Consider the following 24,017-nt stretch of genomic DNA (forward strand, 5'->3'; position numbering starts at 1 on the left):
GACAGATGTTTCAGAACAGCGCCCCCCGGTCGCGGCTGGCTTCGGCAGTCTATGTGTGCGAGCTGATCTACCACAATTCGGTGCGCGCCGTGCGCAAGACCCACGGCAACGCCTTCATGGCGATCTTCATGAACATGCTGCAGACGATCATCTTCGTGATGGCCTTCTACGTCATGTTCATGATCCTCGGGCTGCGCGGCACCGCGCTGCGCGGGGATTTCATGATCTACATCATGACGGGCGTGTTCCTTTACATGACCCACACCAAAACCCTGGGCGCGGTCGTCGGGTCCGAGGGGCCGGCGAGCCCGATGATGCAGCACGCGCCGATGAACACGGCCATCGCCATCGCCTCGGCGATGCTGAGCACGCTCTACATCCAGTTCCTGTCGCTCTTCGCGATCCTCTTTGTCTATGACGTGGCCTTCAACCCCTTCGTGATGCAAGAGATTTACGATCCCATCGGCTGTATCGCGATGATCCTGCTGTCGTGGTTTTCCGGCGCCGCCATTGGCATGGTGTTCCTGGCGGCCAAGCCGTGGTTTCCGACGCCGGTGTCGATTATCTCGACCGTCTATCAGCGCGCCAACATGATCGCATCGGGCAAGATGTTCGTGGCCAATGCCATGCCGGGATACATGCTGGTGATGTTCGACTGGAACCCGCTCTTTCACACCATCGACCAGTCGCGCGGCTATGCCTTCGCCAATTACAACCCGCGCAATTCCGATTGGGAATACGCGCTTTACCTGTCGCTGGTGCTGATCATGATCGGGCTGATGGCTGAATTCTATACGCGCAAACACGCCTCGGCCTCGTGGGGGGCGCGGCGATGATCCGGGTCTTCGCGATTTGGGTGCTTTGCGCCAGTGCGGCGGCGGCGCAGGACTGGCCCGCCTTGGCCGATGTGACGGGGGTGTCGCCGGACGACGTGCTGAACGTCCGCGCCGCGCCCAGCGGCGACGCGCCCATCGTCGGTGCGCTGGTGCACGATGCCCGCTGGGTCGAGGTGACGGCCTCGGACGGGAACTGGGGCCGGGTCAACCTGGCCGAGGGGGCAGGCTGGGCGCATCTGGGCTATCTCGCCGTGCAGCCGGGCGGCACCTTTCCCGACGCCGAACAATTCCGCTGCTTCGGGACAGAGCCGTTTTGGTCCATCGACGTCACCCCCGAAGGCCCGGCGCTGATGACCACGCCCGACGGCCCGTATCTGGCGATGGAGGCGGGGGCGCTGCGGTTGACGGAGGGGCGCTTTGGCCCCCACGGCGTGTGGATGGGCGGGGCGGAGGTTCAGGGCGCCCTGACCGTGCGCCGCGAAGAATGCAGCGACGGCATGTCGGACCGCGCTTACGGCCTGGGCGCGCAGCTGATGCTGGGCGGGCAGACCTCGCGGCTTTTGTCGGGGTGCTGCACGTTGCAGATGGAATAGCCTCAGGTCACCACCCGCAGCGTCAGGTTGATCCGCCCGCCATTGGGCAAGAGCGACGACGATCCGAACCGGATCCGGTCGACCCCGTGATGGGCCAGCCGCGCGGCGCCGCCCATCACCACCACATCGCCCGACCGCAGCCAGATCGACTCGGTCTTGCCACCTCGTTCGACGTTTCCCATGCGAAAGAGCCCTTCGTCGCCCAGGCTGACCGACACCACCGGGCAGGTGAAATCCGCCTCGTCCCGGTCCTGGTGCAGCCCCATGCGCGCGCCCTCGCCATACCAATTGATCAGGCAGCATTCCGGATCGCGCGGGCACCCCGCGACGTCGCCCCAGAGCGCCAGAACCCGGTCCGGGATCGGCGGCCAGGGCACGCGCGAGGGATGCCTTTCCTCATAGCGATAGCCCTTGCGGTCGCTGATCCAGCCGAACCGCCCCGCCGCCGACATCCGCACGCTCATCTTTTGGCCGCGCGGCGTGACCGGCTGCACCAGAGGGGCCTGCCGCAGCACCTCGCGCAGATCCTCGACCAAAGCGATCTGCGACTCGCTGTCGAAATATCCAGGGAAAATGCGAAAACCGCGCCGGTCGATAACCTCGTTCATGGCGCCATTTTCCCGGTTTCCACACCGAGTGGCAAAGATTTTCCCGCCCAAATGCGGAAAACCCTGCGCTTGCGGCGCTTGCAGGCCCGATACCCCCTCCTTATATACCCTCCGAACGCGGCGGGCCGTCGGGCCGGTCGTAGACAGGCGGGGCAGGATGCCACAACGGGTCCCGCGCCTCGTGACATCGCCTTGAAGTGACAGAAGGGATCGAAAACATGGCCAAAGTGATTGGTATTGACCTCGGCACCACCAACAGCTGCGTCGCAATCATGGACGGATCGCAGCCGCGCGTGATCGAAAACTCCGAAGGCGCGCGCACGACGCCCTCGATCGTGGCCTTCACCGACGACGAACGTCTGGTGGGCCAGCCTGCGAAACGGCAGGCCGTGACCAACCCGGAAAACACCATTTTCGGCGTGAAGCGTCTGATCGGGCGTCGCAACGACGATTCGGATTTGCAGAAAGACCGCAAGAACATGCCGTTCGAGGTGATCGACGGCGGCAATGGCGACGCCTGGGTGCGCGCCAAGGGTGACAAATACTCCCCCTCCCAGATTTCCGCCTTCATCCTGCAAAAGATGAAGGAAACCGCCGAAAGCTATCTCGGCGAAGAGGTGACGCAGGCCGTCATCACCGTTCCCGCCTATTTCAACGACGCCCAGCGTCAGGCCACCAAGGACGCCGGCAAGATCGCCGGGCTTGAGGTGCTGCGGATCATCAACGAACCGACCGCCGCCGCGCTGGCCTACGGGCTCGACAAGAAAGACAGCAAGACCATCGCCGTCTACGACCTTGGCGGCGGCACCTTCGACGTGACTGTGCTGGAAATCGACGATGGCCTTTTCGAGGTGAAGTCGACCAACGGCGACACGTTCCTGGGTGGTGAAGACTTTGACATGCGCATCGTCAACTACCTGGCCGACGAGTTCAAGAAAGAGAACAACGTCGATCTGACCAAGGACAAGATGGCGCTGCAGCGTCTCAAGGAAGCTGCCGAAAAGGCCAAGATCGAGCTGTCGTCCGCCAGCCAGACCGAGATCAACCAGCCGTTCATCTCGATGGGTTCGAACGGCCAGCCGCTGCACATGGTCATGAAGCTGACCCGCGCCAAGCTGGAAAGCCTGGTCGGCGACCTGATCAAAGGCTCGATGAAGCCCTGCCAGGCCGCTCTGAAGGATGCCGGTCTGTCGACGTCGGACATCGACGAAGTGGTCCTGGTCGGCGGTATGACCCGGATGCCGAAAGTCATCGAAGAGGTGACCAAGTTCTTCGGGAAAGAGCCGCACAAGGGTGTGAACCCCGACGAGGTCGTCGCCATGGGCGCCGCCATTCAGGCCGGTGTTCTGCAAGGTGACGTCAAGGATGTGGTCCTGCTCGACGTGACCCCGCTTTCGCTGGGCATCGAGACGCTGGGTGGCGTGTTCACCCGTCTGATCGACCGCAACACCACGATCCCGACCAAGAAGTCGCAAATCTTCTCGACCGCCGAGGACAACCAGAACGCCGTGACCATCCGGGTCTTCCAGGGCGAGCGTGAAATGGCCGCGGACAACAAGATGCTCGGCCAGTTCAACCTCGAGGAAATCCCGCCCGCACCGCGTGGTATGCCCCAGATCGAAGTGACCTTCGACATCGACGCCAACGGCATCGTGTCGGTCAGCGCCAAGGACAAGGGCACCAACAAAGAGCAGAAGATCACGATCCAGGCGTCCGGCGGTCTGTCTGATGACGACATCGAGCGCATGGTCAAGGAGGCCGAGGACAACGCCGAGGCCGACAAGGAACGCCGCGAGCTGATCGAAGCCAAGAACCAGGCCGAAAGCCTGATCCACTCGACCGAGAAGTCGCTCGAAGATCATGGCGACAAGGTCGACCCGTCGACCGTCGAGGCCATCGAGCTGGCGATTGCCGCGCTCAAGGACGACCTCGAAAAGGACGACGCCTCGGCTGAAAAGATCAAGTCGGGCATCCAGAACGTGACCGAAGCGGCCATGCGTCTGGGCGAGGCGATCTACAAGGCACAGGCCGAAGCCGGCGAAGAAACCCCCGAAGCGGCGGATGCGCCGCGCAGCGGCGACGAGGACGACAGCATCGTCGACGCCGATTTCGAGGACCTCGACGACAACAAGCGGGCCTGAGGCCACAGCCCTCGGAACCGATAAAGGGGCCGGTCCGGATGCCGGGCCGGCCCTCAGCGTTCCGAGCGAAGGAGGGCGTGAATGTCCAAACGCGATTTTTATGAAGTGCTTGGCCTGTCCAAGGGCGCCTCGGCTGACGAGATCAAAAAAGCCTATCGCACGAAGGCCAAGGAACTGCACCCCGACCGCAATTCCGATAACCCCAAGGCGGAAGACCAGTTCAAAGAGGCCAACGAGGCCTACGAAATTCTCAAGGACCCCGAGAAGAAGGCCGCCTACGACCGTTTCGGCCACGCCGCATTCGAGGGCGGCATGGGCGGTGGGCGTCCCGGCGGCTTTGGCGGCGGTGCCGGTCAGGGCGATTTCGCCTCGGCCTTTTCCGATGTCTTCGACGATCTCTTCGGCGATTTCATGGGCGGCGGCCGTGGGGGCCGTCAGCGCGCCTCGCGCGGGGCGGACCTGCGCTATAATCTGCGCGTGACGCTGGAGGATGCCTATTCCGGCCTGCAAAAGACGATCACCGTCCCGACCTCGGTGCAATGCGATTCGTGCTCCGGGTCCGGCGCCGAAGGCGGTGCGGAGCCGACCACCTGCCCGACCTGTTCCGGCATGGGCAAGGTGCGCGCGACGCAGGGTTTCTTTACCGTCGAACGCACCTGTCCGACCTGCTCTGGTCTGGGTCAGATCATCAAGAACCCCTGCACCAAATGCGGCGGAAACGGGCGCGTCCAGAAAGAGCACGCGCTGTCGGTGAATATCCCCGCGGGCGTGGAAACCGGCACCCGCATCCGTCTTGCCGGCGAAGGCGAGGCGGGGATGCGCGGCGGGCCTCCGGGCGATCTCTATATCTTCATCGAGGTCACCCGGCACCCGATCTTTGAACGCGACGCAACCGAGCTGCACTGCCGGGTGCCTGTGTCGATGATCGCCGCCGCGCTGGGCGGCGACATCGAAGTGCCGACGATCGACGGCGGCCGCAGCCGGGTCAAGATCCCTGCCGGGTCGCAATCGGGCCGCCAGATGCGTCTGCGCGGCAAGGGCATGCCGGCTCTGCGGGGCGGCGGGCAAGGCGACATGTTCATCGAACTTGCGGTGGAAACGCCGGTCAACCTGACCTCCAAGCAGAAAGAGCTACTGCGGGAATTCGAAGCGATGTCCGAGGACAACAACCCGGAATCAAAGAGCTTTTTCTCGTCGGTCAAGAATTTCTGGGATTCGATGAAGGGCTGAACGCCCGGTCATGCACCTGTTTCGGACGGCGGCCTTCGGGCCGCCGTTTACGTTTAATTCATCAGAATCCCGGCATCGTCGCGGAATGATCCAAGGACCGCATTTTTCCGATTCTCAGGCCGCCCTGTTCGACATGGACGAGGCTCAGATCGCTGAACCTGCCGCGGTGCAGCCGTCGTATCTCCGTGATCACCGCGCGCGGCTGCGCGAACGCTTCATGGTGGGCGGGGCCGATGCCTTGCCCGATTACGAAATGCTGGAACTGGTCCTTTTCCGCGCCATTCCCCGCCGCGACGTCAAGCCACTGGCGCGCGCCTTGCTGGACCGGTTCGGCGATTTCAACGGGGTCCTGTCGGCCCCGGTGTCGCGGCTGACGGAAACCCCGGGCGTTGGCGACGCCGTGGTGACGGAACTCAAGATCATCGAGGCCGCGGCGCATCGCCTGTCCCGCGCCCGCGTGCTCCGCAAAGAGGTGATCAGTTCCTGGGACGCGCTTGTCGATTATTGCCACACGACGATGGCGCATCGTGAAACCGAACAGTTCCGGGTGCTCTACCTGGACCGCAAGAATGTGCTCATCGCCGACGAGGCGCAGGCGCGCGGCACGGTCGATCATGTGCCCGTCTATCCCCGCGAGGTGGTCAAGCGCGGGCTGGAGGTGAATGCAAGCGCAATGATCCTCGTGCACAACCATCCCTCCGGCGACCCGACGCCCAGCCAGACGGATATCGACATGACCGCGCAGATTCAACTGGCGGTTGAGGCGCTGGGTATCACCCTGCACGATCATCTGATCATCGGCCGGTCCCGCGAACTCAGCTTCCGGGCGGAGGGGCTTCTTTGACCCTACGGGCCTAGCGCAGCCACACCTCGACCCGCCGGTTCACCTGGCGCCCCCAGGCTGAGTCGTCGCAGGCCATGGGCATCGCCTCGCCAAAGGCGGTGCTGGTGATGTCGAGCTTGCTGGCGTCCGCTGTCTCGGCCGCGTCGATCACGGCGCGGCGCACGGCCTCGGCGCGGCGGCGGGCGATGGCGAGATTTGCCCCGGCAGGCCCTTGTCCGTCTGAAAACCCGACGAACACCATGTGCCGGCTGTCATAGGCGCCGCCCTCGATCGAGCGGGCAAGCTGCTGCACGTTCGAGCGCGATTGCGCATCCAGCCGGACCGACCCGGCCTCGAACCGGAACGACGTGCTGAGGCGCTGCATCGGGCCCAGCGTCGTCATCATGTCCTGCAATTGCGTCAGCCCGTCGTCGCCTGTGGCCACCGCGATGGCATTGGCAAGCCGGTCGCCCTGCAGGTTGATCGGGATCGTTTCCGGATCCTGATCGACAAAGCCCGCGCGCCGGATCACGATCTGCGCCGGATCGCTGCGGGTGTAGCGCAGGAAATCGCGCCCCAGCGCGGGCAGGCGACGCGCGGGAAGGTAGAGGAACATCGGCGCGGTGAGGGGGTAATCCTCGGTCTTGATGTTGCGCCGTGTGCCGCGCAGGGAAAAGCCGCAGGGCCCCGTCAGCGTCAGCGGCTTGGCGTTGCCTATCTCTGAAAAGCTGGCGATCCCGATGCCGAACGGGTCGCGCACGATGGCTTGCGCCAGCGCTTCGTTCGTCATGTGCGCGACCGCCCCTGCCTGCGGTTCCAGCCGCGCGGGGGCCATCAGACGATCCTCGACATTCTGCAAAAGACCCGAACCGGGGTCGCGCAGATGAACGGCGATTGGCGCATCCGGCCCGCCCAGATCGCGCCAATTGTCGATCTGCCCGGCGACCACCCGCGCCAGATCGGCGACCGAGATGGCGTCCACCGGATTGCCCGGCGCGACCACCGGTATCAGCGCGTCGAGCGCCAGAACCCGGCTGCGGTTGGGGTGGTCGAGCTCTCCCAGACCGGCCTCGCGCGCGCGGGCCAGTTCCTCGCGCCGGATCTCGCGCAGCGCCATCGCGATATCGGCGTCGCCCCCCAGCAGATCGGCGAAACCTTCGTCGGTTGTGGTCAGGCGGAAATGGAACCGGCCCACGATCTTGCCGTCGCGGGACAATTCATAAGTGAAATGGCTGTCGTCGATGGGCCGCCTGTCGGCGCCCATCCCGTTGCGCCGCGCAAATCCCTCGAGCAGGGCGGGCATCAGGACCTGACCGGCGGTCGCCGAGCCGGAAATGTCGATCTCTGCCACGAAATCGGTCAGCGACGGGCACCCCGGTCCGTCGCAGAGCACGCCCGACCCGTCGATGGTCAGCTCGCCGTATTCCGTATCCAGCCGGTAGAATTCGCCGTCAAAGCCCAGAAGAGTGCCGGACAGCTCGATCGCGCCATCGCGGGCGCGCAGCGTTACATCCTGTGCCACCGCCTGCGACGCAAGTCCTGCAAGAAAAAGTGCGGCGAAAACCGCCGCACGCACGTGCCACATTCAGACGCCCCGGTCGCCCTGTTTCATTTGGCAGCGATTGTCAGGTCTTCGACCAGGTTTTTCAACACAAGAAAGTCGCCCGTCGTGTCACAGGCCGGGATGTCCAGCGTCAGGTCGCGCACCCGCAGACCGGCCTCGCCCCGACGTTCCAGGGTTTGCGCTTCGACCAATGCGTTGCAATTGGCGTCGGTGACCTCTGCCTCGACGGTCAGGGCGATGTCGCCGTTGCGGGTGGTCGTGGCGGCGGGGAAGGAATAGACCTCGGCCATGAGCGCCTCGGGGCTGTCCTCACGTCCTAGCCGCGTCAGAAAGCCGCCCTGGCCTTGGATCGCGTTCGACACGTCGCTGGCAGAAGCGGCCCAGACATGGCCCTCGCCGAAATACTCGGCACCGAATTCGCGGGCATGCAATTGCAGACCGCTTGCCCCGCGCCATTGCAGGACGACACGCTCGTAGAACTCCAGCGACGTAACATCGGTGGACGCAACCGCGCCGGTACCGTCGAGGAACGAGACCATGAACGTCGCCTGTTCGACGATGGCGGGCACGGTCACCGACAGGCTGCCGTCGGGCTGGGTGATTTCGGTGAACATCATGCCGTGGTGATGCACGGTCAGGCGTTCGCTGCCCTTGCAGGGCGCGTCAAGCGTCAGGGCCACCATCGCGCCGGCGGCCGGGCTGGCGTTCAGTGTGATGTCGCAGGCAAACCCGGCGGTGGCCTCTTGCGGCAGGCTGCCGGGGGCGATGGTGTCTGCCTCGGCGGCGGCCAACTGGACCGGCGCGTCGGGCAGGGCAGGCGCAGAGCGCGCCTCGCGCGGCATCGAAGGGAGCGCGGCGGAAGAGGTGAGGGTGATTTCGGATACTTTCAAGGGGGCGTTCGAGGGCGCGGATTGCGGCGCGCCGAGGCCGTATTGCATGAAATAGCCGATGGCCAGCGCGCAGATCAGCGTGCCGCCGCTCAGAAGATAGGTCTTGATCCGTGCCATGACGGCCTCCGCATCGCATTCCGTGTCAGCGTCATGGATGGCGGAGAAAGGTGGCGAGTGTGCGGCATGGGCATGGAGTCATTCGTACATTCCCCCGCGCGGTTGCGCGGGGGAATCCAGATATGGGGCTGGATGCGGGGCTGGCCACAAGGGTGGCGGTGACGGGTCGCGGAAACGCCGCACCCCGTCAGGGCAAGGTCAGGCCAGGCGGCCGTGGCAGTGCTTGAACTTGTTGCCCGATCCGCAGGGGCAGGGCTCATTGCGGCCCGGATTGCCCCATGTGGCAGGGTCGGTCTCGTCGAACCCGGCCACCAGAGGTTCGGCTGCGGGGGCCGCCGCCGCGGCGTCGTCACCCGGCGCGGCGGGGGTCTGTTCCGCGGCCGCGTCGGCCTGGCGTTGCAACTGCGCCTGCTGGGCGGCGATCTGCTGCATCATCGCCTTCTGCTCTTCCTCGGTCATCGGGCGGATCTGGCCGAGCTTCTGACTGACCTCTTCGCGCAGGCTGTCAAGGAGACCCTGGAACAGCTGGAAAGCCTCGGACTTGTATTCGTTCAGCGGATCGCGCTGCGCATAGCCGCGAAAGCCCACGACGGCGCGCAGATGTTCGAGCGTCAGCAGGTGTTCGCGCCACTTGCCGTCGATGGTCTGCAACAGGATCTGCTTTTCGATCTGGCGCATGGTGTCGGGGCCGAAGGCCTCGGCCTTGTCGGCCATCTGCTTGTCCGAGGCCTCTTCCAGCCGTTCGCGTATGACATCGGCATCGACGCCCTCTTCGTCGCCCCAGGCGATCACCGGCGCGTCGAAGCCGAGCTTTTCCAGAACCGCGGCATAAAGCCCCTGCGTGTCCCACTGATCGGCATAGCTGCGCGGCGGGATATAGGCCGTCACCAGATCGTCGATCACCTGAAAGCGCATGTCCTGGATGATGTCGGACAGGTCTTCGGCTTCCATGATCTCGCGGCGCTGCGAGAAGATCACCTTGCGCTGATCGTTCATCACGTCGTCGAATTTCAGCAGCTGCTTGCGGATGTCGAAGTTGCGGCCTTCGACCTTGGCCTGCGCGCGTTCGAGCGATTTGTTCACCCAGGGGTGTTCGATCGCCTCGCCTTCCTTCATGCCGAGGGTCGAGAGCACCTTGTCGAGCCGTTCGGACCCGAAGATGCGCATCAGGTCGTCGTCGAGCGACAGGTAGAAGGACGACCGGCCCGGGTCGCCCTGCCGGCCCGAGCGGCCGCGCAGCTGATTGTCGATCCGGCGCGATTCGTGGCGTTCGGTGGCCAGAACGAAAAGCCCGCCCGCAGCCTTGACCGCCTCTTCGTCGGCGGCGTGCGCCTCCTCGATCCGTTGCCGGATCTCGTCGGGATTGTTATCGGGATCGGCGGCGAGCGCCTCCATTACCTTGAAATCGACGTTGCCGCCCAGTTTGATGTCGGTGCCGCGGCCGGCCATGTTGGTGGCGATGGTGATCGCCCCCAGCTTGCCCGCGTCGCCGACGATCTGCGCCTCTTGCTCGTGCTGGCGGGCGTTGAGCACGTTGTGCTTGAGCCCCGCCTTGGTCAGCAGGTCAGACAGCATCTCGGATTTTTCGATCGAGGTGGTGCCAACCAGCACCGGCTGGCCCTTTTCATGCGCCTGGCGGATCTGATCGACAATGGCGTCGTATTTCTCGCGGGCGGTGCGGAAGACCTTGTCGTCGTCGTCCTGCCGCGCGATGGGTCGGTTGGTCGGAACCTCGACCACGCCGAGGCCGTAGATCTCGCCGAATTCCTCGGCCTCGGTGGCGGCGGTGCCGGTCATGCCCGCCAGCTTTTCGTAAAGCCGGAAGTAGTTCTGGAAGGTCACCGACGCCAGCGTCACGTTCTCGGGCTGGATCTTGCAGTCTTCCTTGGCCTCGATGGCCTGGTGCAGCCCGTCCGACAGGCGGCGGCCCGGCATCATGCGGCCGGTGAATTCGTCGATCAGCACAACCTCGCTATCGCGGACGATGTATTCCTTGTCCTTGGCGAACAGCTTGTGCGCGCGCAGGCCCTGGTTGACGTGATGCACGATGGTCGTGCTTTCGGGATCGTAGAGCGTCTGATCCTCGGGCAGGATGCCGCGCGCGTGCAGGTGTTCTTCGAGGAATTCGTTGCCTTCGTCGGTAAAGGTGACGTTGCGGGTCTTTTCGTCGATCGTGTAATGCGTCTCGTCCAGATCGGGGATCAGCTTGTCGATCGCGACGTAAAGTTCGGACCGGTCCTGCGCCGGGCCCGAGATGATCAACGGCGTGCGCGCCTCGTCGATCAGAATGCTGTCGACCTCGTCGACGATGGCGAAATAGTGATCCTTCTGATGGATCTGCGCCAGCTCGGATTTCATGTTGTCGCGCAGATAGTCGAAGCCGAGCTCGTTGTTGGTGGCATAGGTGATGTCGCAGGCGTAGGCTTGGGCCTTTTCGTCCTCGGGCTGGCGCGGATAGACGACGCCAGTGGTCATCCCCAGGGCGCCGTAGACCTTGCTCATCCACTCGGCGTCGCGGCGGGCGAGGTAGTCGTTGACGGTCACGATATGCACGCCCCGGCCCGTCAGCGCGTTTAGGTAGGCTGGGAAGGTGGCGACCAGCGTCTTGCCCTCGCCGGTCTTCATTTCCGAGATGTTGCCCTGGTGCATGAAGATGCCGCCCATCAGCTGCACGTCGAAGGCGCGGAGCCCCAGGGCGCGCTTGGCGGCCTCGCGGCAGTTGGCGAAGGCCTCGGGCAGCAGCGCATCCAGCGCCTCGCCCCCGGCCAGACGGCCTTTCAGCTCTTCGGTCTTGGCGATCAGCCCGGCATCGTCCAGCTTCTCGAATTCGGGCTCAAGCGCGTTAATCTGCTCTACCAGCGGGCGGGTCGCCTTGATCTTTCGGTCGTTCGGCGTTCCGAACACCTTTCGCGCGAGTTTTCCCAGCATGATCCGTAAATACCTGTCTGACAGCTTCGTGTGCGGCATCTGCTTGCCCGTCTCGCACTCAGCCCATATGAAACAGGGGAACGACCGGCCTGCAGAGCCTTTCAGGGCATGTAAGGGGCCGGTTTCACAGTGTCAACGCCGCGCCCCGTCGCGCGGCAGTCTTGGAAGGACGTAACGATGTCGAAAACACTCAGAACGCTGACCGCCGCGGCGCTTGCCGCGACGCTGGCCTGGCCGGTGTCGTCGCAGGATACGCCCACTGCCGACACCGTCGTCGCGACCGTAAACGGGGTCGATATCACGCTGGGTCACATGTTGATGGTCCGCGCCGGGCTGCCCGAGCAGTACCAGCAATTGCCCGTCGACGTGCTTTGGGATGGCGTGATGGAGCAGTTGATCCAGCAGACCGCGCTCAGCCAGGGCGAGGGCGCCACCGAAACCCGCCGCGTCACTCTGGCGCTCGACAACGAGCGCCGCGCGCTTCTGGCCGCCGAAGCCATCACCGCCGTGGCCGAGGGCGCCGTCACCGATGAGGCGTTGCAAGCGGCCTATGACGCGCAATACGCCAATGCGGCCGCCGGCATGGAATACAACGCCTCGCATATCCTGGTCGAAACCGAAGAGGCCGCCGCGGCCATCGTGACCGAGCTTGAGGGCGGCGCCGACTTCGCCGAGGTCGCGCGTGAGAAATCCACCGGCCCGTCCGGCCCCAGCGGCGGGTCTCTCGGCTGGTTCGGCCCCGGCATGATGGTCGCCCCGTTCGAGGACGCCGTCGAGGCGCTGGAGCCCGGCACGATATCGGCCCCGGTGCAGACCCAGTTCGGCTGGCACGTGATCCGGCTGAACGAGACCCGCACCACCACCGCGCCCGCCCTGGAAGAGGTGCGCGACGCCCTCGCCAGCGAGCTTCAGCAAAAGGCGGTCGAGGATCATATCGACGCGCTGGTCGGGGCCGCCGAGGTGACGCGCACCACCAAACAGCAGATCGACACCTCGATCCTCAACAACCTCGACCTGCTGGAGAACTGATTTGGCCAAGTCGCTCGCCCGGTCCCCGCTGGCACCCGCAAGCTTTCCCGACCTGCCGGTCATTCGCGGCGTGCGCTTTGCCAGCGCCGCGGCCGGGGTGCGCTATGCGGGGCGGCTGGACGTGATGCTGGCGCATCTGGTGCCGGGCAGCACGATGGCCGGGGTGTTCACCCGGTCGGCCACCCGGTCGGCGCCGGTGCTGGATTGCCAGGCCAAGATCGCCCTGCCGTCCGAGGACGGCGCGGCGATCATCGTCAACTCGGGCAATTCCAACGCCTTCACCGGACGCAACGGCGTCGAGGCGACCCGCGCCGTCACCCAGGCCGTCGCGACCGTGCTCGACCTGCCGGAACAGCGGGTGTTCTCCTCGTCGACCGGCGTGATCGGCGAGCCGCTGCCGCACGCGCGGATCACCGCCAAGATCGCCGATCTGGCTGGCTCGCTCGACGAAGGCGGCATCGCCGAGGCCGCGCAGGCGATCATGACCACCGACACCTTCCCGAAGGGCGCTGCGGCGCAGGTCGATCTGCCGGACGGGACGGTCAGGATCGCAGGCATCGCCAAGGGCTCGGGCATGATCGCGCCAGACATGGCGACGATGCTGGTCTACATCTTCACCGATGCCGTGATCGCGCAGCCCGCGCTTCAAGACCTGGTCAGCCGAATCAACGACAAGACCTTCAACTGCATCACCGTCGACAGCGACACGTCGACCTCCGACACGCTCCTGATGGGCGCGACCGGGGCCTCGGGCGTCGATGTGGCGGGGGTGGTGGCTTTTGAGGAGGCGCTCGAGCGGGTGATGCTTGATCTCGCCCAGCAGGTCGTGCGCGATGGCGAAGGCGCGACCAAATTCGTCACCATCAACGTCACGGGTGCGGCCAGCGACGCCGACGCCCGCACCCATGCGCTCTCCATCGCCAACTCGCCGCTGGTCAAGACCGCCATCGCCGGCGAGGATCCCAACTGGGGCCGCATCGTCATGGCCGTGGGCAAATCCGGCGCCGCGGCGGACCGCGACCGGCTGAAAATCTCGTTCGGCCCGGTGCTGGTTGCGGAAAACGGCTGGGTGTCCCCCGACTACCACGAAGAACTCGGTGCGGCGCAGATGAAAGCCCCCGAGATCGACATCAACGTCGACATCGGCCTGGGCGATGGCACGGCCACAATTTGGACCTGTGACCTCACGCATGGCTACATCTCGATCAACGCCGATTACCGCTCCTGACCCGTTCCTTCATTGATCCATAAATATCCCGGGGGGTTTGGGGGGCTGGCCCCCCAACTCTAACTCGGTTTGGGGGGCTGGCCCCCCAACTCTAACTCGGTTTGAGGGCTGGCCCCCCAACCTCTTGCAGTAAAGGTCCCCGCATGAAGATCGTTCTCGTCTCCGCCGTCGCGCTCATAGACCCGGATGGACGCGTGCTTCTGGCCCAACGCCCCGAGGGCAAATCCATGGCCGGGCTCTGGGAATTTCCGGGCGGCAAGGTCGAACCGGGCGAAACACCCGAGGCCGCGTTGATCCGCGAGCTGCAGGAGGAGCTGGGCATCGACACCTGGGCCAGCTGCCTGGCCCCGCTGACCTTCGCCAGCCACAGCTATGACGATTTCCACCTGCTTATGCCGCTCTTTGCCTGCCGCAAGTGGGAAGGCATCCCGCAGTCGCGCGAATCCCAGACCCTGAAATGGGTCCGGGCGCAGGACCTGCGCGCCTACCCCATGCCGCCCGCCGATATTCCGCTGATTCCGATCCTTCGTGACTGGCTATGAAGAGGCGCCGCTAAGCCCCTGTCAAAACGCAAGAAAAATCAATCCTTTCCGCAAGATTCATGCGTATCACGGTGAAATTTCAGGCAAACATGACTTTTTCATGTCATTTTTTCTCGTTTTATTAACCAAGCCGCGCTATGTCCTTAAGCGTCATTGATTGGGGAGATGGTGACATGCTGCGAACGATCATCATGGGATCTTGTGTCTCAGTGCAGGGAATTCTTGAAAAATCACTTCCGGATGGCCGTATCGCGGTTCGTGTCGGACAGCAGATTTTCACCGGACTGCCGGTGGTAAAACCAACCTGATCCGCTTTCCGGCGTGACGGGCGAAAACGAAAAGGGCGGCCTTTGGGGCCGCCCTTTTCGTTTCATGGGATGATGCGTCAGAGCGTCCGTTCGATCTCTTCGCGCTCGAAGATCTCGATCACGTCGCCGGGGCGGATATCGTCGTAATTCTCGAACGCCATGCCGCATTCCTGACCGGACTGCACCTCGGGCACCTCGTCCTTGAAGCGCTTGAGCGTCTTCAGCGTGCCCTCGTGGACCACCACGTTGTCGCGCAGCAGGCGCACGCCCGCCGAGCGGCGCGCCACGCCCTCGGTCACCAGACAGCCCGCGACCTTGCCCACGCCAGAGACCTTGAAGACCTCCTTGATCTCGGCATAGCCGATGAACTTTTCGCGGATTTCGGCCGACAGCAGGCCCGAGGCCGCCGCTTTCACATCGTCCACAAGGTCGTAGATCACGCTGTAATAGCGGATTTCCACGCCTTTCTGGTTGGCGGTGTTGCGGGCCGAGGCATTGGCGCGGACGTTGAAGCCGAAGACCGGCGCGCCCGAGGCTTCGGCCAGGCCGACGTCGGTTTCGGTGATCGCGCCGACGCCCGAATGCAGCACGCGCACGCGCACCTCTTCGTTGCCGATCTTCTCCATCGCCTGAACGATGGCCTCGGCGCTGCCCTGCACATCGGCCTTGACCAGGATCGGCAGCTCGGTGACGCTTTCGTCTTCCTTGGCCTTCTGCATCAATTGTTCCAGCGTGGTGGCCGCACCGGCCGCCGCGCGCTTTTCCTTGGCGACATTGGCGCGGTATTCCGCGATTTCGCGGGCCTGCGCCTCGGTCTCGGTGACGTTGAGCACGTCACCCGCCTCGGGCGTGCCGTTGAGGCCCAGCACCTCGACGGGCACCGACGGCCCGGCCTCTTTGACGCGCTCGCCCTTGTCGTTGATCAGCGCGCGGACCTTGCCGTACTGCTCGCCCACGACAAAGATGTCGCCCTGGCGCAGGGTACCGTTCTGTACCAGAACGGTGGCGACGGGGCCGCGGCCCACGTCCAGCTGCGCCTCGATCACGGCGCCGACGGCGGCGCGGTTCGGGTTTGCCTTGAGCTCGAGGATTTCGGCCTGCAGCGCGATGGCCTCAAGCAGCTCGTCAAGCCCCTGGCCGCTGATGGCCGACACTTCGACATCCTGCACGTCGCCGGACATCTCTTCGACGACCACCTCGTGCTGCAGCAGGTCGGTGCGCACCTTGGTGGGGTTCGCCTCGGGCTTGTCGATCTTGTTGATCGCCACGATCATCGGAACCTTGGCGGCCTTGGCGTGATTGATCGCCTCGACGGTCTGCGGCATGACCGCATCGTCGGCGGCAACCACCAGCACCACGATATCCGTGACCTGCGCCCCGCGCGACCGCATCGAGGTGAACGCGGCGTGGCCGGGCGTGTCGAGGAAGCTGAGCGTCGCGCCGCTTTCGGTCGTGACCTGATAGGCGCCGATATGCTGGGTGATGCCGCCGGCTTCGCCAGCGACCACCTTGGCATCGCGAATCGCGTCCAAGAGCGAGGTCTTGCCGTGGTCGACGTGGCCCATGATCGTGATGACAGGCGGGCGCGGCTGAAGGTCCTCTTCGTTGTCCTCGACTTCCTTGATGACGTCCTCGACATCGGCGTCGGACACGCGGGTGACCCGGTGGCCGAATTCCTCGATGATCAGTTCCGCCGTGTCCGCGTCGATGGACTGGTTCTGAGTCGCCATCACGCCGTTCTGCATCAGCGCCTTGACCACGTCGGCGACCTTTTCGGTCATCCGGTTGGCCAGTTCGGCGACGGTGATCGCCTCGGGCAGCTGCACGTCGCGCACGACCTTTTCACGCGGCTGGCTGCCGCCCATGGCCTTTTGACGCGCGCGCTCTTGCTTGCGCTTCATGGCGGCCATGGATTTCTGCCGCCCGCCTTCGCCAGACAGCGCCTGGTTCAGGGTCAGCTTGCCGGAACGGCGTCCGCCGTCCTCGCGCGCTTTGGGGCCGCGGCCACGATCCTCGCGCTCGCGCTCGGCCTTGCGGGGCGCTGCGGCGGGCTTGGCGGCCGGGCGCGCGACCTCGGGTTCGCCCTTGGGGGCGGGGGTCGACGCGGCCTTGGCCACCTCTGCGGCCTCTCGGGCCTTGCGCTCTTCTTCCTCGGCCTTGGCGCGGGCGCGCTCTTCGGCTTCGCGCTGTTCGCGCTCTTTCTGTTCCTTCTCGGCACGCAGGCGCTCGCGCTCTTCGGCGCGGGCCTTTTCCTCGGCCTCGCGCTGCGCGGCCTCTTCGGTTTCACGCGCCTTCGCGGCTTGCAGCGCCTTGAGGCGGCGCTCCATTTCGGCGTCGGAGATGCCTGCGGGGCGCTTCGATGCCGCCGCGCCGCCGGCCGGTTTGCCCATGCCGCCGCTCGCGGGCTTGGCGCCCGGGGCCGCGCCCGGTTTCGGCACCACAACGCGCTTGCGCTTGGTCTCCACCACGACGTTCTTGGTGCGTCCGTGGCTGAAGCTCTGCTTCACGTTTCCCGACCGGGGACCGCCGCGCAAACCCAATGTCTTTTTGCCGTCGTTATCGCTCATAAAGCTCTCTTATCCTTCTGGCGGCCCCTGCCGCCCTGACCAGCATCGGAGGACGTCCCGATACGCACGCCCTTCAATCTTTGGGCTTCCTCTACAACACGCTGAGTGAGTCCGCCAGCGCCAAGCGCGGCATGTATCACAGTTTGTCGCCCGAATGCCAACCCAAGCTCGTCCGCGGTCAGCCAGCCGATGTAGCTGCCGAACTGCGGCGTACTCAGTTTCGTCTTGCCGCGCGCAGATCCGTCGGTGGCCTGGATCAGGACCTCGGCCTCGTCTTTCTGAAGCCAGTCCTTGACCTTTTCGTATCCCGACACGGCATTGCCGGACTTACGCGCCAAGCTTATCAGATCGACAACGCGCCGCGCCAGCATCTGTTCCACCCGTTCGGCCAGGTCGTCGGGCACGGTTACGGGCTGTTTGGCGGCGCGGGCAAAGAGACCCTTGCCCGCCGCCTTGTCGATCGCACCGCGATCCGCCGACACCCAGATTCCGCGGCCGGGCAGCTTTTCCGCCAGATCCGGGGCAAGCTGGCCGTCGGGGGCCACGACGAAGCGGATCAGCCCATGCTTGGGCTGAACCTCGCCGGTGGCGATGCACTTGCGTTCCGGCCCTTCGGCCCGGTCCTTGGATCGCCCCCCGCGCGTCATGGTTCCGGCTTACGCCTCCTCGGTTTCCTGGCCGTCGCCTTCTTCGGCGTCGGCCTCTTCTTCGAGCTCGGTCGGGTCGACCCAGCCCAGCAGCACGCGGGCGGTCATCACCATGTTCTGCGCCTCTTCGAGGGACACGTCGAACTTTTCCAGAAGACCGTCGTCCTTGACGCGCTCGCCGCCGTCGGTGGTCCAGCCGCCGGCCAGCTCCCAGTCGGCGCAGGTGGCGAAATCCTCGAGCGTCTTCACGCCGTCCTCGGCCAGTGCCTCGAGCATCTGGGGTGTCAGGCCCTCGAATTCAATCAGGCTGTCCTCGACACCCAGCTCGCGGGCGCGTTCCAGCGCCTTGCGGGCCTGTTCCTCGAGATGCTCGCGGGCGCGGGTCTGAAGCTCTTTGGCGGTGTCCTCGTCGACACCGTCGATGACCAGCAGTTCGTCCAGCTCGACATAGGCCACCTCTTCGAGATTGGTAAAGCCTTCGGACACCAGCAGCTGCGCGAAGAATTCGTCGAGGTCCAGCGTCTCCATGAAGAGCTGGGTGCGTTCCTCGAATTCTTTCTGGCGGCGCTGGCTTTCCTCTTCCTCGGTCATGATGTCGATGTCGAGGCCGGTCAGCTGCGACGCCAGGCGCACGTTCTGGCCGCGACGGCCGATGGCGAGGCTGAGCTGTTCGTCGGGCACCACGACCTCGATCCGCTCGGCGTCTTCGTCCAGAACCACCTTGCTGACCTCGGCGGGCTGCAGCGCGTTCACCAGGAAGGTCGGCACATCCTCGTTCCACGGGATGATGTCGATCTTTTCGCCCTGAAGCTCGTTCACCACCGCCTGCACACGGCTGCCGCGCATACCCACACACGCACCCACCGGGTCGATGGAGCCGTCATAGGAAATCACGGCGATCTTGGCGCGCGAGCCGGGGTCGCGGGCCACGGCCTTGATCTCGATGATGCCGTCGTAGATCTCGGGCACTTCCATCTTGAAAAGCTCGGCCATGAACTCGGGCGCGGTACGGCTCAGGAAGATCTGCGGCCCGCGCACCTCGCGGCGCACGTCCTTGATGTAGACGCGGATGCGGTCGTTCGGGCGATAGCTTTCGCGGCCGATCTTTTCGTTGCGGCGCAGGATCGCCTCGCCCCGGCCCACGTCGACGATGACGTTGCCGTATTCCTCGCGCTTGACGACACCGTTGATGATGGTGCCGGCGCGGTCCTTGAATTCTTCGTACTGGCGGTCGCGCTCGGCCTCGCGGACTTTCTGGAGGATCACCTGCTTGGCGCTCTGCGCCGCGATGCGGCCCATTTCCACCGGCGGCACCTCTTCGGTGAACTGATCACCCACCTGCGCGCCAGCGGCGAAATCGGTGACCGGCGCGCCGTCGCGAATCCAGACGGCGTTCTGGTTGGGCTTGGGCGGCTCGAAATAGGGCTTGGCCTGCTCGATGGTCATCTCGGCCTGGTAATTCTCCAGCTCTTCATCCTCGACCACGGTGCGGACGCGGGTAAAGGTCGCCTTGCCGGTCTTGCGGTCGATGGCCACGCGGATGTCCATCTCGGCGCCGTAGCGCGACTTGGCCGCGCGGGAGAGCGATTCCTCCATCGCCTCGACGACGAGCGACGGGTCGATCATCTTTTCGCGCGCGACCGCCTCGGCGGTCTGCAACAATTCCAGCTGGTTGGCAGAGGTGATTGCCATCTGTCTCACTCCTCCTCGGGCGTTGTGTCCGCCTCGATTTCATCAAACTTCGTTTCGTCCACGGCGGCGGCCTTGCGGGCGCGCAGCATTTCCTTGATCAGCTCGTCGGTCAGCACCAGCTTGGCGTCGGCCAGCCAGTCGAATTCCAGCCCAACGGTGCCCTCGGCGATGTTGATCAGAACCTCGGTTCCCTCGACGCCCGCCAGCATGCCCTTGAAGCGCTTGCGGCCCTCGATCAGCTCGGAGGTTTCAAGCTTGGCCTCGTAGCCCTCGAAATCCTCGAAATCCTTGAGCCGGGTCAGCGGGCGGTCGATGCCGGGGCTGGACACCTCGAGCGTATAGGCGTCGAGGATCGGATCCTCGACATCCAGCACGGCGCTGACGGCGGTGGAAATCTCGGCGCATTCGTCCACTTCGATGCCGCCGCCGGTGCGCTCGGCCATGATCTGAAGCGTGGGCGTGTTGCCGCCCATCAGGCGGATGCGCACCAGCTCGAATCCCATGTCCTCGATGACGGGGGTCACGATTTCGGCCAGGCGGCGGTCCATTGCGGATTTGGCGATCAGGTCATTCATATCGGTAGGCTGAGATCCAGAAACGAAAAAACGGGCGCGCGGCCCGTCGATGTTTCCCGGTGGAGCCTCAGAAGTGTCCGACGCGCCGCTGTCGAGGCGGATATAGGCAAGGGGGCGCGAGTCTGCAAGCCCGAAATGCATCGCCGTTCTCGCGGCGCATCTCAGACGGGGCGGCCGTAGTGTTCGACCATAGCCGCGATATCCTCGGGCGCGGTGTCGACCGCCAGATAGGCGCAGGCGTTCGCGCAATGGGTAAAGATCGACCCGTCGGAAAAGAAATGCGTGTTGGTGACGAAGATCACCCGCGTGTTCGGCCAGCGGTAGGAGGCGAAATCCGCCAGCGCCAGCGCGCCGCCATCCCTGAGCACGAGGTCGAGCACGATGATATCGAACGACCGCGACTCGAGCATTTCAAGCGCGGCTTCCTGGTGGTCGGCGATCTCGACCGTCGCCCCCTGCCGCATCAGATGCCGCGACCAGAGCGTGGCCAGGTCCGCGCAGCTTTCAACGATCAGGACGTTCATATCGCTTTCCTGTGTGGAAGGTGGGCCTCTCCTACACTCGTTTTGCGGGGCGGGGAATTACCAAACTGTTAACGTTAGAGTAAGGTTTATGAACTGCACCTTAAGATCGGCGGTTGTGTGCCGATGCCTCGGCTTGCTTTGGCCTGCGCAGTCGATAGTGTGGCCCGGATTTGGCTGATGACCGGAGCTATCATGCGTTTTGCCCTTGCTTTTCTGATTTTCGCGCTGCCCTTCTCTGCCGCGGCGCAATCCTGTGGCGGCTCGTTTCAGGGCTTTGTCGGCGGCCTCAAGGCAGAGGCCGTGTCGCGCGGGTTCGAGCGGGGAACGGTGGATGCGTTCTTTGCATCGGTGCGCCAGGACCCGGCGGTGCTGCGGGCCGACCGGCGGCAGGGCATCTTTCAGGACCCGTTCATCACCTTCTCGCGCAAGCTGATCTCGCAGAACCGGATCGACCGGGGCCGCCAGATGGCGCGCAAATGGGCCAGCGTCTTCGACCGGGTCGAACGCGATTACGGTGTTCCGCGCGGGGTGCTTCTGGCCTTCTGGGCATTCGAAACCGATTACGGCGCGTTTCAGGGCGATTTCAACACGGCCAACGCGCTGGTCACGCTGGCGCACGATTGCCGCCGCCCGGAATTGTTCCGCCCTCAGATATTCGCCGCGATCGAGCTCTTCGCCCATGACGATTTCGACCCCGCCCGCACCACCGGGGCCTGGGCGGGCGAGATCGGCATGGTGCAGATGCTGCCAAAGGATATCCTGGAAAACGGCGTCGATGGCGACGGCGACGGGCATGTGCTGCTAAAGACCTCGGCCCCCGATGCGCTGATGTCGGGGGGCAAGATGCTGGCGTCGCTGGGCTGGCGGCCCGGAGAGCCGTTCCTGCAGGAGGTGACGCTGCCCGCGGATCTCGACTGGTACGACACCGGGCTGGAAACCACCAAAACGGTGTCCGAATGGCAAAACGCCGGGGTGCGCGCCCGCACCGGGGCGCTGGCCGCTGGCGGTACCCCGGCGTCGATCCTGGTGCCGCAGGGGCGCAAGGGCCCGGCTTTTATGGTCTATCCGAACTTCCGGGTCTATTTCGAATGGAACCAGAGCTTTACCTATGTGCTGACCGCCGCCTATTTCGCCACCAGGCTCGAGGGCGCGCCGGTCTACAACGCGGGGAACCCGGAACCCGGGCTGAACGGCGCCCAGATGCAGGCCTTGCAGAAAAAACTGGCGCAGCGCGGCTATGACGTGGGCAAGATCGACGGTATTCTGGGCGCCGGAACGCGGGCGGCGGTGCGCGATGTGCAGCGCAAGCTGGGGATGCCCGCCGACGCCTGGCCGACGCCGGCGCTGCTGAATGCGCTGTGACGTAACCGGCCGGGAGTTTTGCAGGCAACGCTGATCGGCGTGGGATGTCGGGACCTTCGCGAGGTCTGAAGAGGATGAGACAGGGCGCGAAAACGAACCATTCCGGACGCGCACCCGCGCGGCGCGCGCCCGGGTCTCTGGTGCATGTCTTACTGTTCGGCCTCGTGCTCTGTCTTCTGGCGTATCCGGCCGCCGCGCTGGACGAAGAGCACGTCTACGACCGGATGATCGCGCTTTATGCGCAGGACAAGGGCTGTGACGACGCGCCCGAATACCCCGCTTGGGAGCGGCGCAAGGTCACCAACCCCGGCGATGGTTATGTGCTGCGCTACAGCCGCTTTGGCTGTTCTTTGGGCGCGCGCGGGGCTCTGGTGCCTTTCCCCGGGCGCGGCGAGGGGTCGTTCGAATATTACGAGACGGCGATGGATTTCATCGCGCGCGGCCTCAGCCCCGTCCACGTGGTCGATCACCGGGGGCAGGGCCTGTCGCCCCGGCTGCTGACGGATCCGCACAAGGGCCATGTCGACCGGTTCGAGGATTACATCGACGACGCCCTGTCCTTTGTCGGTGCGGTCGAACAGGACCTGACCGGTCTGGGTGCCGGCGAGAACGTGCCGCTGTTCCTGACCAGCAACTCGATGGGCGGAGCGATCGCGATCGGGCTCTTTCAGCGGCTGGGGCCGGACAACCCCTTCCGGGCTGCGGCCTTTCTGGGCTCCATGATCCAGGTGAACTACCACAGTTTCACCGGCACCCCCGCGACCTGGCTGAACCTGCGGCTGTATTCCGAGACCGGCGCGCTGCTGCAGGCGCGCTGGCGCTGTTCGGTGGCCACGCTCTGGAACCCGCAGCGGTGCGAGGATTACGCGGCCGCCAGCGCCGCCGAGGGGTATCGGCCGGGCTCGCGGCGCTTTGCCGAGGAGAGCCAGGCCCTGATGACCCACAGCGCCGCACGATACGAACTGCGCACCTATATGATGGACAGTTTCGACTGGTCCGAAATCGCCGCCACGGAATATGCGGCTTCGGAACACTGGCCGGGCCCGCAGCTGGGCGGCGCAACCAATGGCTGGGTGCGCGAGGCGGCGCGGTTCAACCGCGAAATGCGCCAGCCGGAAAACCTGCGCAAGATGGTGCATGTGCCGGTGATGCTCTTGACCGGGTCAGAGGACTTGCGCGCCTACCGTCCCTATGCGCGCTGGCGGCACGACCCGCCGGATCTCAGCCGCCATATCGCGTTTTGCGACGCTCTGAATGTGGAAAGCATGGACCGGACGGGCCGATACGTCTGCCAGTTCGTCCCGCTGAACGGCGGCTATCACGAGCTTTACAAGGAACGCGACACCGAGCGTCAGAACGCGCTGGACACCGTCGACTGGTTCTTCCAGACCCATCCCGCTGCCCCGGCAGAGGCGAATTAGGGGGCTCTAGGGATCGGGCCGCACCGGATAGCGGTCGCCGTTCTGGTCCAGCAACACCAGCCGCTCGCCATCCCTGACGTAAAGATCGCACCGTTCGGCCCCGGTGACGAACGCCACGCAGACCGCGCCGTCCTGGTTCACGCTCCAATAGCCGTAGGCGGTGCCGCCGCCCCGGGCATAGGTGTAGGTGTAGCGGCCATCGTCGTAGTATTCCGACCGGCCGTCGTCATAGAAGGCGACGATGCGGCCCGACAACGCCTCTTGCAGCTCTTGGGGGGAGAGGCGCCGGTCGCTGTCCCTCAGGCCCCAGTCCTGCGCTTGTGCGGCGCTGGCAGCAAGAAGGGCGAAGCAGACGGCAAGACGCATGGCGGATCCTTTCGCGGGCTCTGGCC

General features: G+C 64.8%; 21 protein-coding genes. 11 read left to right on the forward strand and 10 right to left on the reverse strand.

Annotated features, from left to right (window positions below):
* The first annotated feature begins 5 nt into the window (after positions 1–5).
* Both RXV88_RS02815 and RXV88_RS02820 read left to right on the forward strand, forming a co-directional pair.
* Positions 6–836, forward strand: coding sequence for an ABC transporter permease (locus RXV88_RS02815; RefSeq protein WP_316290535.1), 831 nt, complete (start codon positions 6–8; stop codon positions 834–836).
* Positions 833–1,429 carry a COG3650 family protein gene (locus RXV88_RS02820; RefSeq protein ID WP_316290537.1) on the forward strand — a complete coding sequence of 199 codons (597 nt, stop codon included), beginning with the start codon at positions 833–835 and terminating at the stop codon, positions 1,427–1,429. The genes RXV88_RS02815 and RXV88_RS02820 overlap by 4 nt, the downstream gene beginning before the upstream one ends.
* 2 nt (positions 1,430–1,431) lie before the next feature.
* On the opposite strand, the gene RXV88_RS02825 is transcribed toward RXV88_RS02820, so the two are convergent.
* A complete protein-coding gene (locus RXV88_RS02825; RefSeq protein WP_316290539.1) occupies positions 1,432–2,037 on the reverse strand; it encodes an alpha-ketoglutarate-dependent dioxygenase AlkB in 606 nt (201 codons plus the stop codon).
* Positions 2,038–2,255: 218 nt separating this feature from the next.
* Here RXV88_RS02825 and dnaK point away from each other — a divergent pair, with 218 nt between their 5' ends.
* From dnaK to radC, 3 genes are all read left to right on the forward strand, one after another.
* On the forward strand, positions 2,256–4,178 hold the full coding sequence (dnaK, locus tag RXV88_RS02830; protein WP_316290541.1) for a molecular chaperone DnaK: 1,923 nt from the start codon (positions 2,256–2,258) through the stop codon (positions 4,176–4,178).
* Between the two features lie 81 nt (positions 4,179–4,259).
* Positions 4,260–5,408, forward strand: coding sequence for a molecular chaperone DnaJ (dnaJ, locus tag RXV88_RS02835; RefSeq protein ID WP_316290543.1), 1,149 nt, complete (start codon positions 4,260–4,262; stop codon positions 5,406–5,408).
* An 85-nt stretch (positions 5,409–5,493) separates the two neighbouring features.
* Positions 5,494–6,252, forward strand: a complete 759-nt coding sequence (radC, locus tag RXV88_RS02840) for a RadC family protein (RefSeq protein ID WP_316290544.1) — start codon at positions 5,494–5,496, stop codon at positions 6,250–6,252.
* 10 nt (positions 6,253–6,262) lie between these two features.
* On the opposite strand, the gene RXV88_RS02845 is transcribed toward radC, so the two are convergent.
* From RXV88_RS02845 to secA, 3 genes are all read right to left on the reverse strand, one after another.
* Positions 6,263–7,816: a substrate-binding domain-containing protein gene (locus RXV88_RS02845; RefSeq protein ID WP_316290546.1), complete on the reverse strand. Its 1,554-nt coding sequence runs from the start codon at positions 7,814–7,816 to the stop codon at positions 6,263–6,265.
* Positions 7,817–7,839: 23 nt separating this feature from the next.
* Complete coding sequence (locus RXV88_RS02850) at positions 7,840–8,802, reverse strand: translocase (protein WP_316290548.1); 963 nt, start codon at positions 8,800–8,802, stop codon at positions 7,840–7,842.
* 198 nt (positions 8,803–9,000) lie between these two features.
* A complete protein-coding gene (gene secA / locus RXV88_RS02855) occupies positions 9,001–11,730 on the reverse strand; it encodes a preprotein translocase subunit SecA (protein ID WP_316290550.1) in 2,730 nt (909 codons plus the stop codon).
* A 177-nt stretch (positions 11,731–11,907) separates the two neighbouring features.
* On the opposite strand from secA, the gene RXV88_RS02860 reads away from it, so the two are divergent.
* From RXV88_RS02860 to RXV88_RS02875, 4 genes are all read left to right on the forward strand, one after another.
* A complete protein-coding gene (locus tag RXV88_RS02860) occupies positions 11,908–12,759 on the forward strand; it encodes a peptidylprolyl isomerase (protein WP_316290553.1) in 852 nt (283 codons plus the stop codon).
* Between the two features lies 1 nt (position 12,760).
* Positions 12,761–13,987, forward strand: coding sequence for a bifunctional glutamate N-acetyltransferase/amino-acid acetyltransferase ArgJ (gene argJ, locus RXV88_RS02865; RefSeq protein WP_316290555.1), 1,227 nt, complete (start codon positions 12,761–12,763; stop codon positions 13,985–13,987).
* A gap of 143 nt (positions 13,988–14,130) precedes the next feature.
* Positions 14,131–14,529: an 8-oxo-dGTP diphosphatase MutT gene (mutT, locus tag RXV88_RS02870; protein WP_316290557.1), complete on the forward strand. Its 399-nt coding sequence runs from the start codon at positions 14,131–14,133 to the stop codon at positions 14,527–14,529.
* A 173-nt stretch (positions 14,530–14,702) separates the two neighbouring features.
* Positions 14,703–14,837, forward strand: a complete 135-nt coding sequence (locus RXV88_RS02875; RefSeq protein WP_316290559.1) for a hypothetical protein — start codon at positions 14,703–14,705, stop codon at positions 14,835–14,837.
* 77 nt (positions 14,838–14,914) lie between these two features.
* Here RXV88_RS02875 and infB read toward each other — a convergent pair whose 3' ends face one another.
* The 5 genes from infB to RXV88_RS02900 all read right to left on the reverse strand — a co-directional run bounded on the left by infB (position 14,915) and on the right by RXV88_RS02900 (position 20,842).
* On the reverse strand, positions 14,915–17,404 hold the full coding sequence (gene infB / locus RXV88_RS02880) for a translation initiation factor IF-2 (RefSeq protein WP_316290560.1): 2,490 nt from the start codon (positions 17,402–17,404) through the stop codon (positions 14,915–14,917).
* Positions 17,401–18,051 (reverse strand): RNA-binding protein, encoded by a 651-nt coding sequence (locus tag RXV88_RS02885; RefSeq protein WP_316290561.1) that lies wholly within the window; start codon positions 18,049–18,051, stop codon positions 17,401–17,403. The genes infB and RXV88_RS02885 overlap by 4 nt, the downstream gene beginning before the upstream one ends.
* Positions 18,052–18,060: 9 nt before the next feature.
* Positions 18,061–19,743 carry a transcription termination factor NusA gene (gene nusA / locus RXV88_RS02890; protein WP_316290563.1) on the reverse strand — a complete coding sequence of 561 codons (1,683 nt, stop codon included), beginning with the start codon at positions 19,741–19,743 and terminating at the stop codon, positions 18,061–18,063.
* Positions 19,744–19,748: 5 nt separating this feature from the next.
* A complete protein-coding gene (gene rimP / locus RXV88_RS02895; protein ID WP_316290565.1) occupies positions 19,749–20,318 on the reverse strand; it encodes a ribosome maturation factor RimP in 570 nt (189 codons plus the stop codon).
* Positions 20,319–20,479: 161 nt separating this feature from the next.
* A complete protein-coding gene (locus RXV88_RS02900; protein ID WP_316290566.1) occupies positions 20,480–20,842 on the reverse strand; it encodes a response regulator transcription factor in 363 nt (120 codons plus the stop codon).
* A gap of 192 nt (positions 20,843–21,034) precedes the next feature.
* Between RXV88_RS02900 and RXV88_RS02905 the strand changes: the two genes are divergently transcribed.
* Both RXV88_RS02905 and RXV88_RS02910 read left to right on the forward strand, forming a co-directional pair.
* Positions 21,035–22,204 carry a lytic murein transglycosylase gene (locus tag RXV88_RS02905; protein WP_316290603.1) on the forward strand — a complete coding sequence of 390 codons (1,170 nt, stop codon included), beginning with the start codon at positions 21,035–21,037 and terminating at the stop codon, positions 22,202–22,204.
* A gap of 140 nt (positions 22,205–22,344) precedes the next feature.
* Positions 22,345–23,625 (forward strand): serine aminopeptidase domain-containing protein, encoded by a 1,281-nt coding sequence (locus tag RXV88_RS02910; protein ID WP_316290568.1) that lies wholly within the window; start codon positions 22,345–22,347, stop codon positions 23,623–23,625.
* Positions 23,626–23,631: 6 nt separating this feature from the next.
* On the opposite strand, the gene RXV88_RS02915 is transcribed toward RXV88_RS02910, so the two are convergent.
* Positions 23,632–23,991 carry a hypothetical protein gene (locus RXV88_RS02915; protein WP_316290570.1) on the reverse strand — a complete coding sequence of 120 codons (360 nt, stop codon included), beginning with the start codon at positions 23,989–23,991 and terminating at the stop codon, positions 23,632–23,634.
* Positions 23,992–24,017 lie beyond the last annotated feature (26 nt).

Origin of the sequence: Aestuariicoccus sp. MJ-SS9 (genome assembly GCF_032586235.1) — a bacterium.
In the GTDB taxonomy this organism is placed as follows: domain Bacteria; phylum Pseudomonadota; class Alphaproteobacteria; order Rhodobacterales; family Rhodobacteraceae; genus Aestuariicoccus.

Bases quoted from the DNA above. Each gene is read 5' to 3' on its own strand.
- RXV88_RS02815 (WP_316290535.1), top strand. From the start codon at position 6: ATGTTTCAGAACAGCGCCCCCCGGTCGCGGCTGGCTTCGGCAGTCTAT.
- RXV88_RS02820 (WP_316290537.1), top strand. From the start codon at position 833: ATGATCCGGGTCTTCGCGATTTGGGTGCTTTGCGCCAGTGCGGCGGCG.
- RXV88_RS02825 (WP_316290539.1), bottom strand. From the start codon at position 2,037: ATGAACGAGGTTATCGACCGGCGCGGTTTTCGCATTTTCCCTGGATAT.
- dnaK (WP_316290541.1), top strand. From the start codon at position 2,256: ATGGCCAAAGTGATTGGTATTGACCTCGGCACCACCAACAGCTGCGTC.
- dnaJ (WP_316290543.1), top strand. From the start codon at position 4,260: ATGTCCAAACGCGATTTTTATGAAGTGCTTGGCCTGTCCAAGGGCGCC.
- radC (WP_316290544.1), top strand. From the start codon at position 5,494: ATGATCCAAGGACCGCATTTTTCCGATTCTCAGGCCGCCCTGTTCGAC.
- RXV88_RS02845 (WP_316290546.1), bottom strand. From the start codon at position 7,816: ATGTGGCACGTGCGTGCGGCGGTTTTCGCCGCACTTTTTCTTGCAGGA.
- RXV88_RS02850 (WP_316290548.1), bottom strand. From the start codon at position 8,802: ATGGCACGGATCAAGACCTATCTTCTGAGCGGCGGCACGCTGATCTGC.
- secA (WP_316290550.1), bottom strand. From the start codon at position 11,730: ATGCTGGGAAAACTCGCGCGAAAGGTGTTCGGAACGCCGAACGACCGA.
- RXV88_RS02860 (WP_316290553.1), top strand. From the start codon at position 11,908: ATGTCGAAAACACTCAGAACGCTGACCGCCGCGGCGCTTGCCGCGACG.
- mutT (WP_316290557.1), top strand. From the start codon at position 14,131: ATGAAGATCGTTCTCGTCTCCGCCGTCGCGCTCATAGACCCGGATGGA.
- RXV88_RS02875 (WP_316290559.1), top strand. From the start codon at position 14,703: ATGCTGCGAACGATCATCATGGGATCTTGTGTCTCAGTGCAGGGAATT.
- infB (WP_316290560.1), bottom strand. From the start codon at position 17,404: ATGAGCGATAACGACGGCAAAAAGACATTGGGTTTGCGCGGCGGTCCC.
- RXV88_RS02885 (WP_316290561.1), bottom strand. From the start codon at position 18,051: ATGACGCGCGGGGGGCGATCCAAGGACCGGGCCGAAGGGCCGGAACGC.
- nusA (WP_316290563.1), bottom strand. From the start codon at position 19,743: ATGGCAATCACCTCTGCCAACCAGCTGGAATTGTTGCAGACCGCCGAG.
- rimP (WP_316290565.1), bottom strand. From the start codon at position 20,318: ATGAATGACCTGATCGCCAAATCCGCAATGGACCGCCGCCTGGCCGAA.
- RXV88_RS02900 (WP_316290566.1), bottom strand. From the start codon at position 20,842: ATGAACGTCCTGATCGTTGAAAGCTGCGCGGACCTGGCCACGCTCTGG.
- RXV88_RS02905 (WP_316290603.1), top strand. From the start codon at position 21,035: ATGCGTTTTGCCCTTGCTTTTCTGATTTTCGCGCTGCCCTTCTCTGCC.
- RXV88_RS02915 (WP_316290570.1), bottom strand. From the start codon at position 23,991: ATGCGTCTTGCCGTCTGCTTCGCCCTTCTTGCTGCCAGCGCCGCACAA.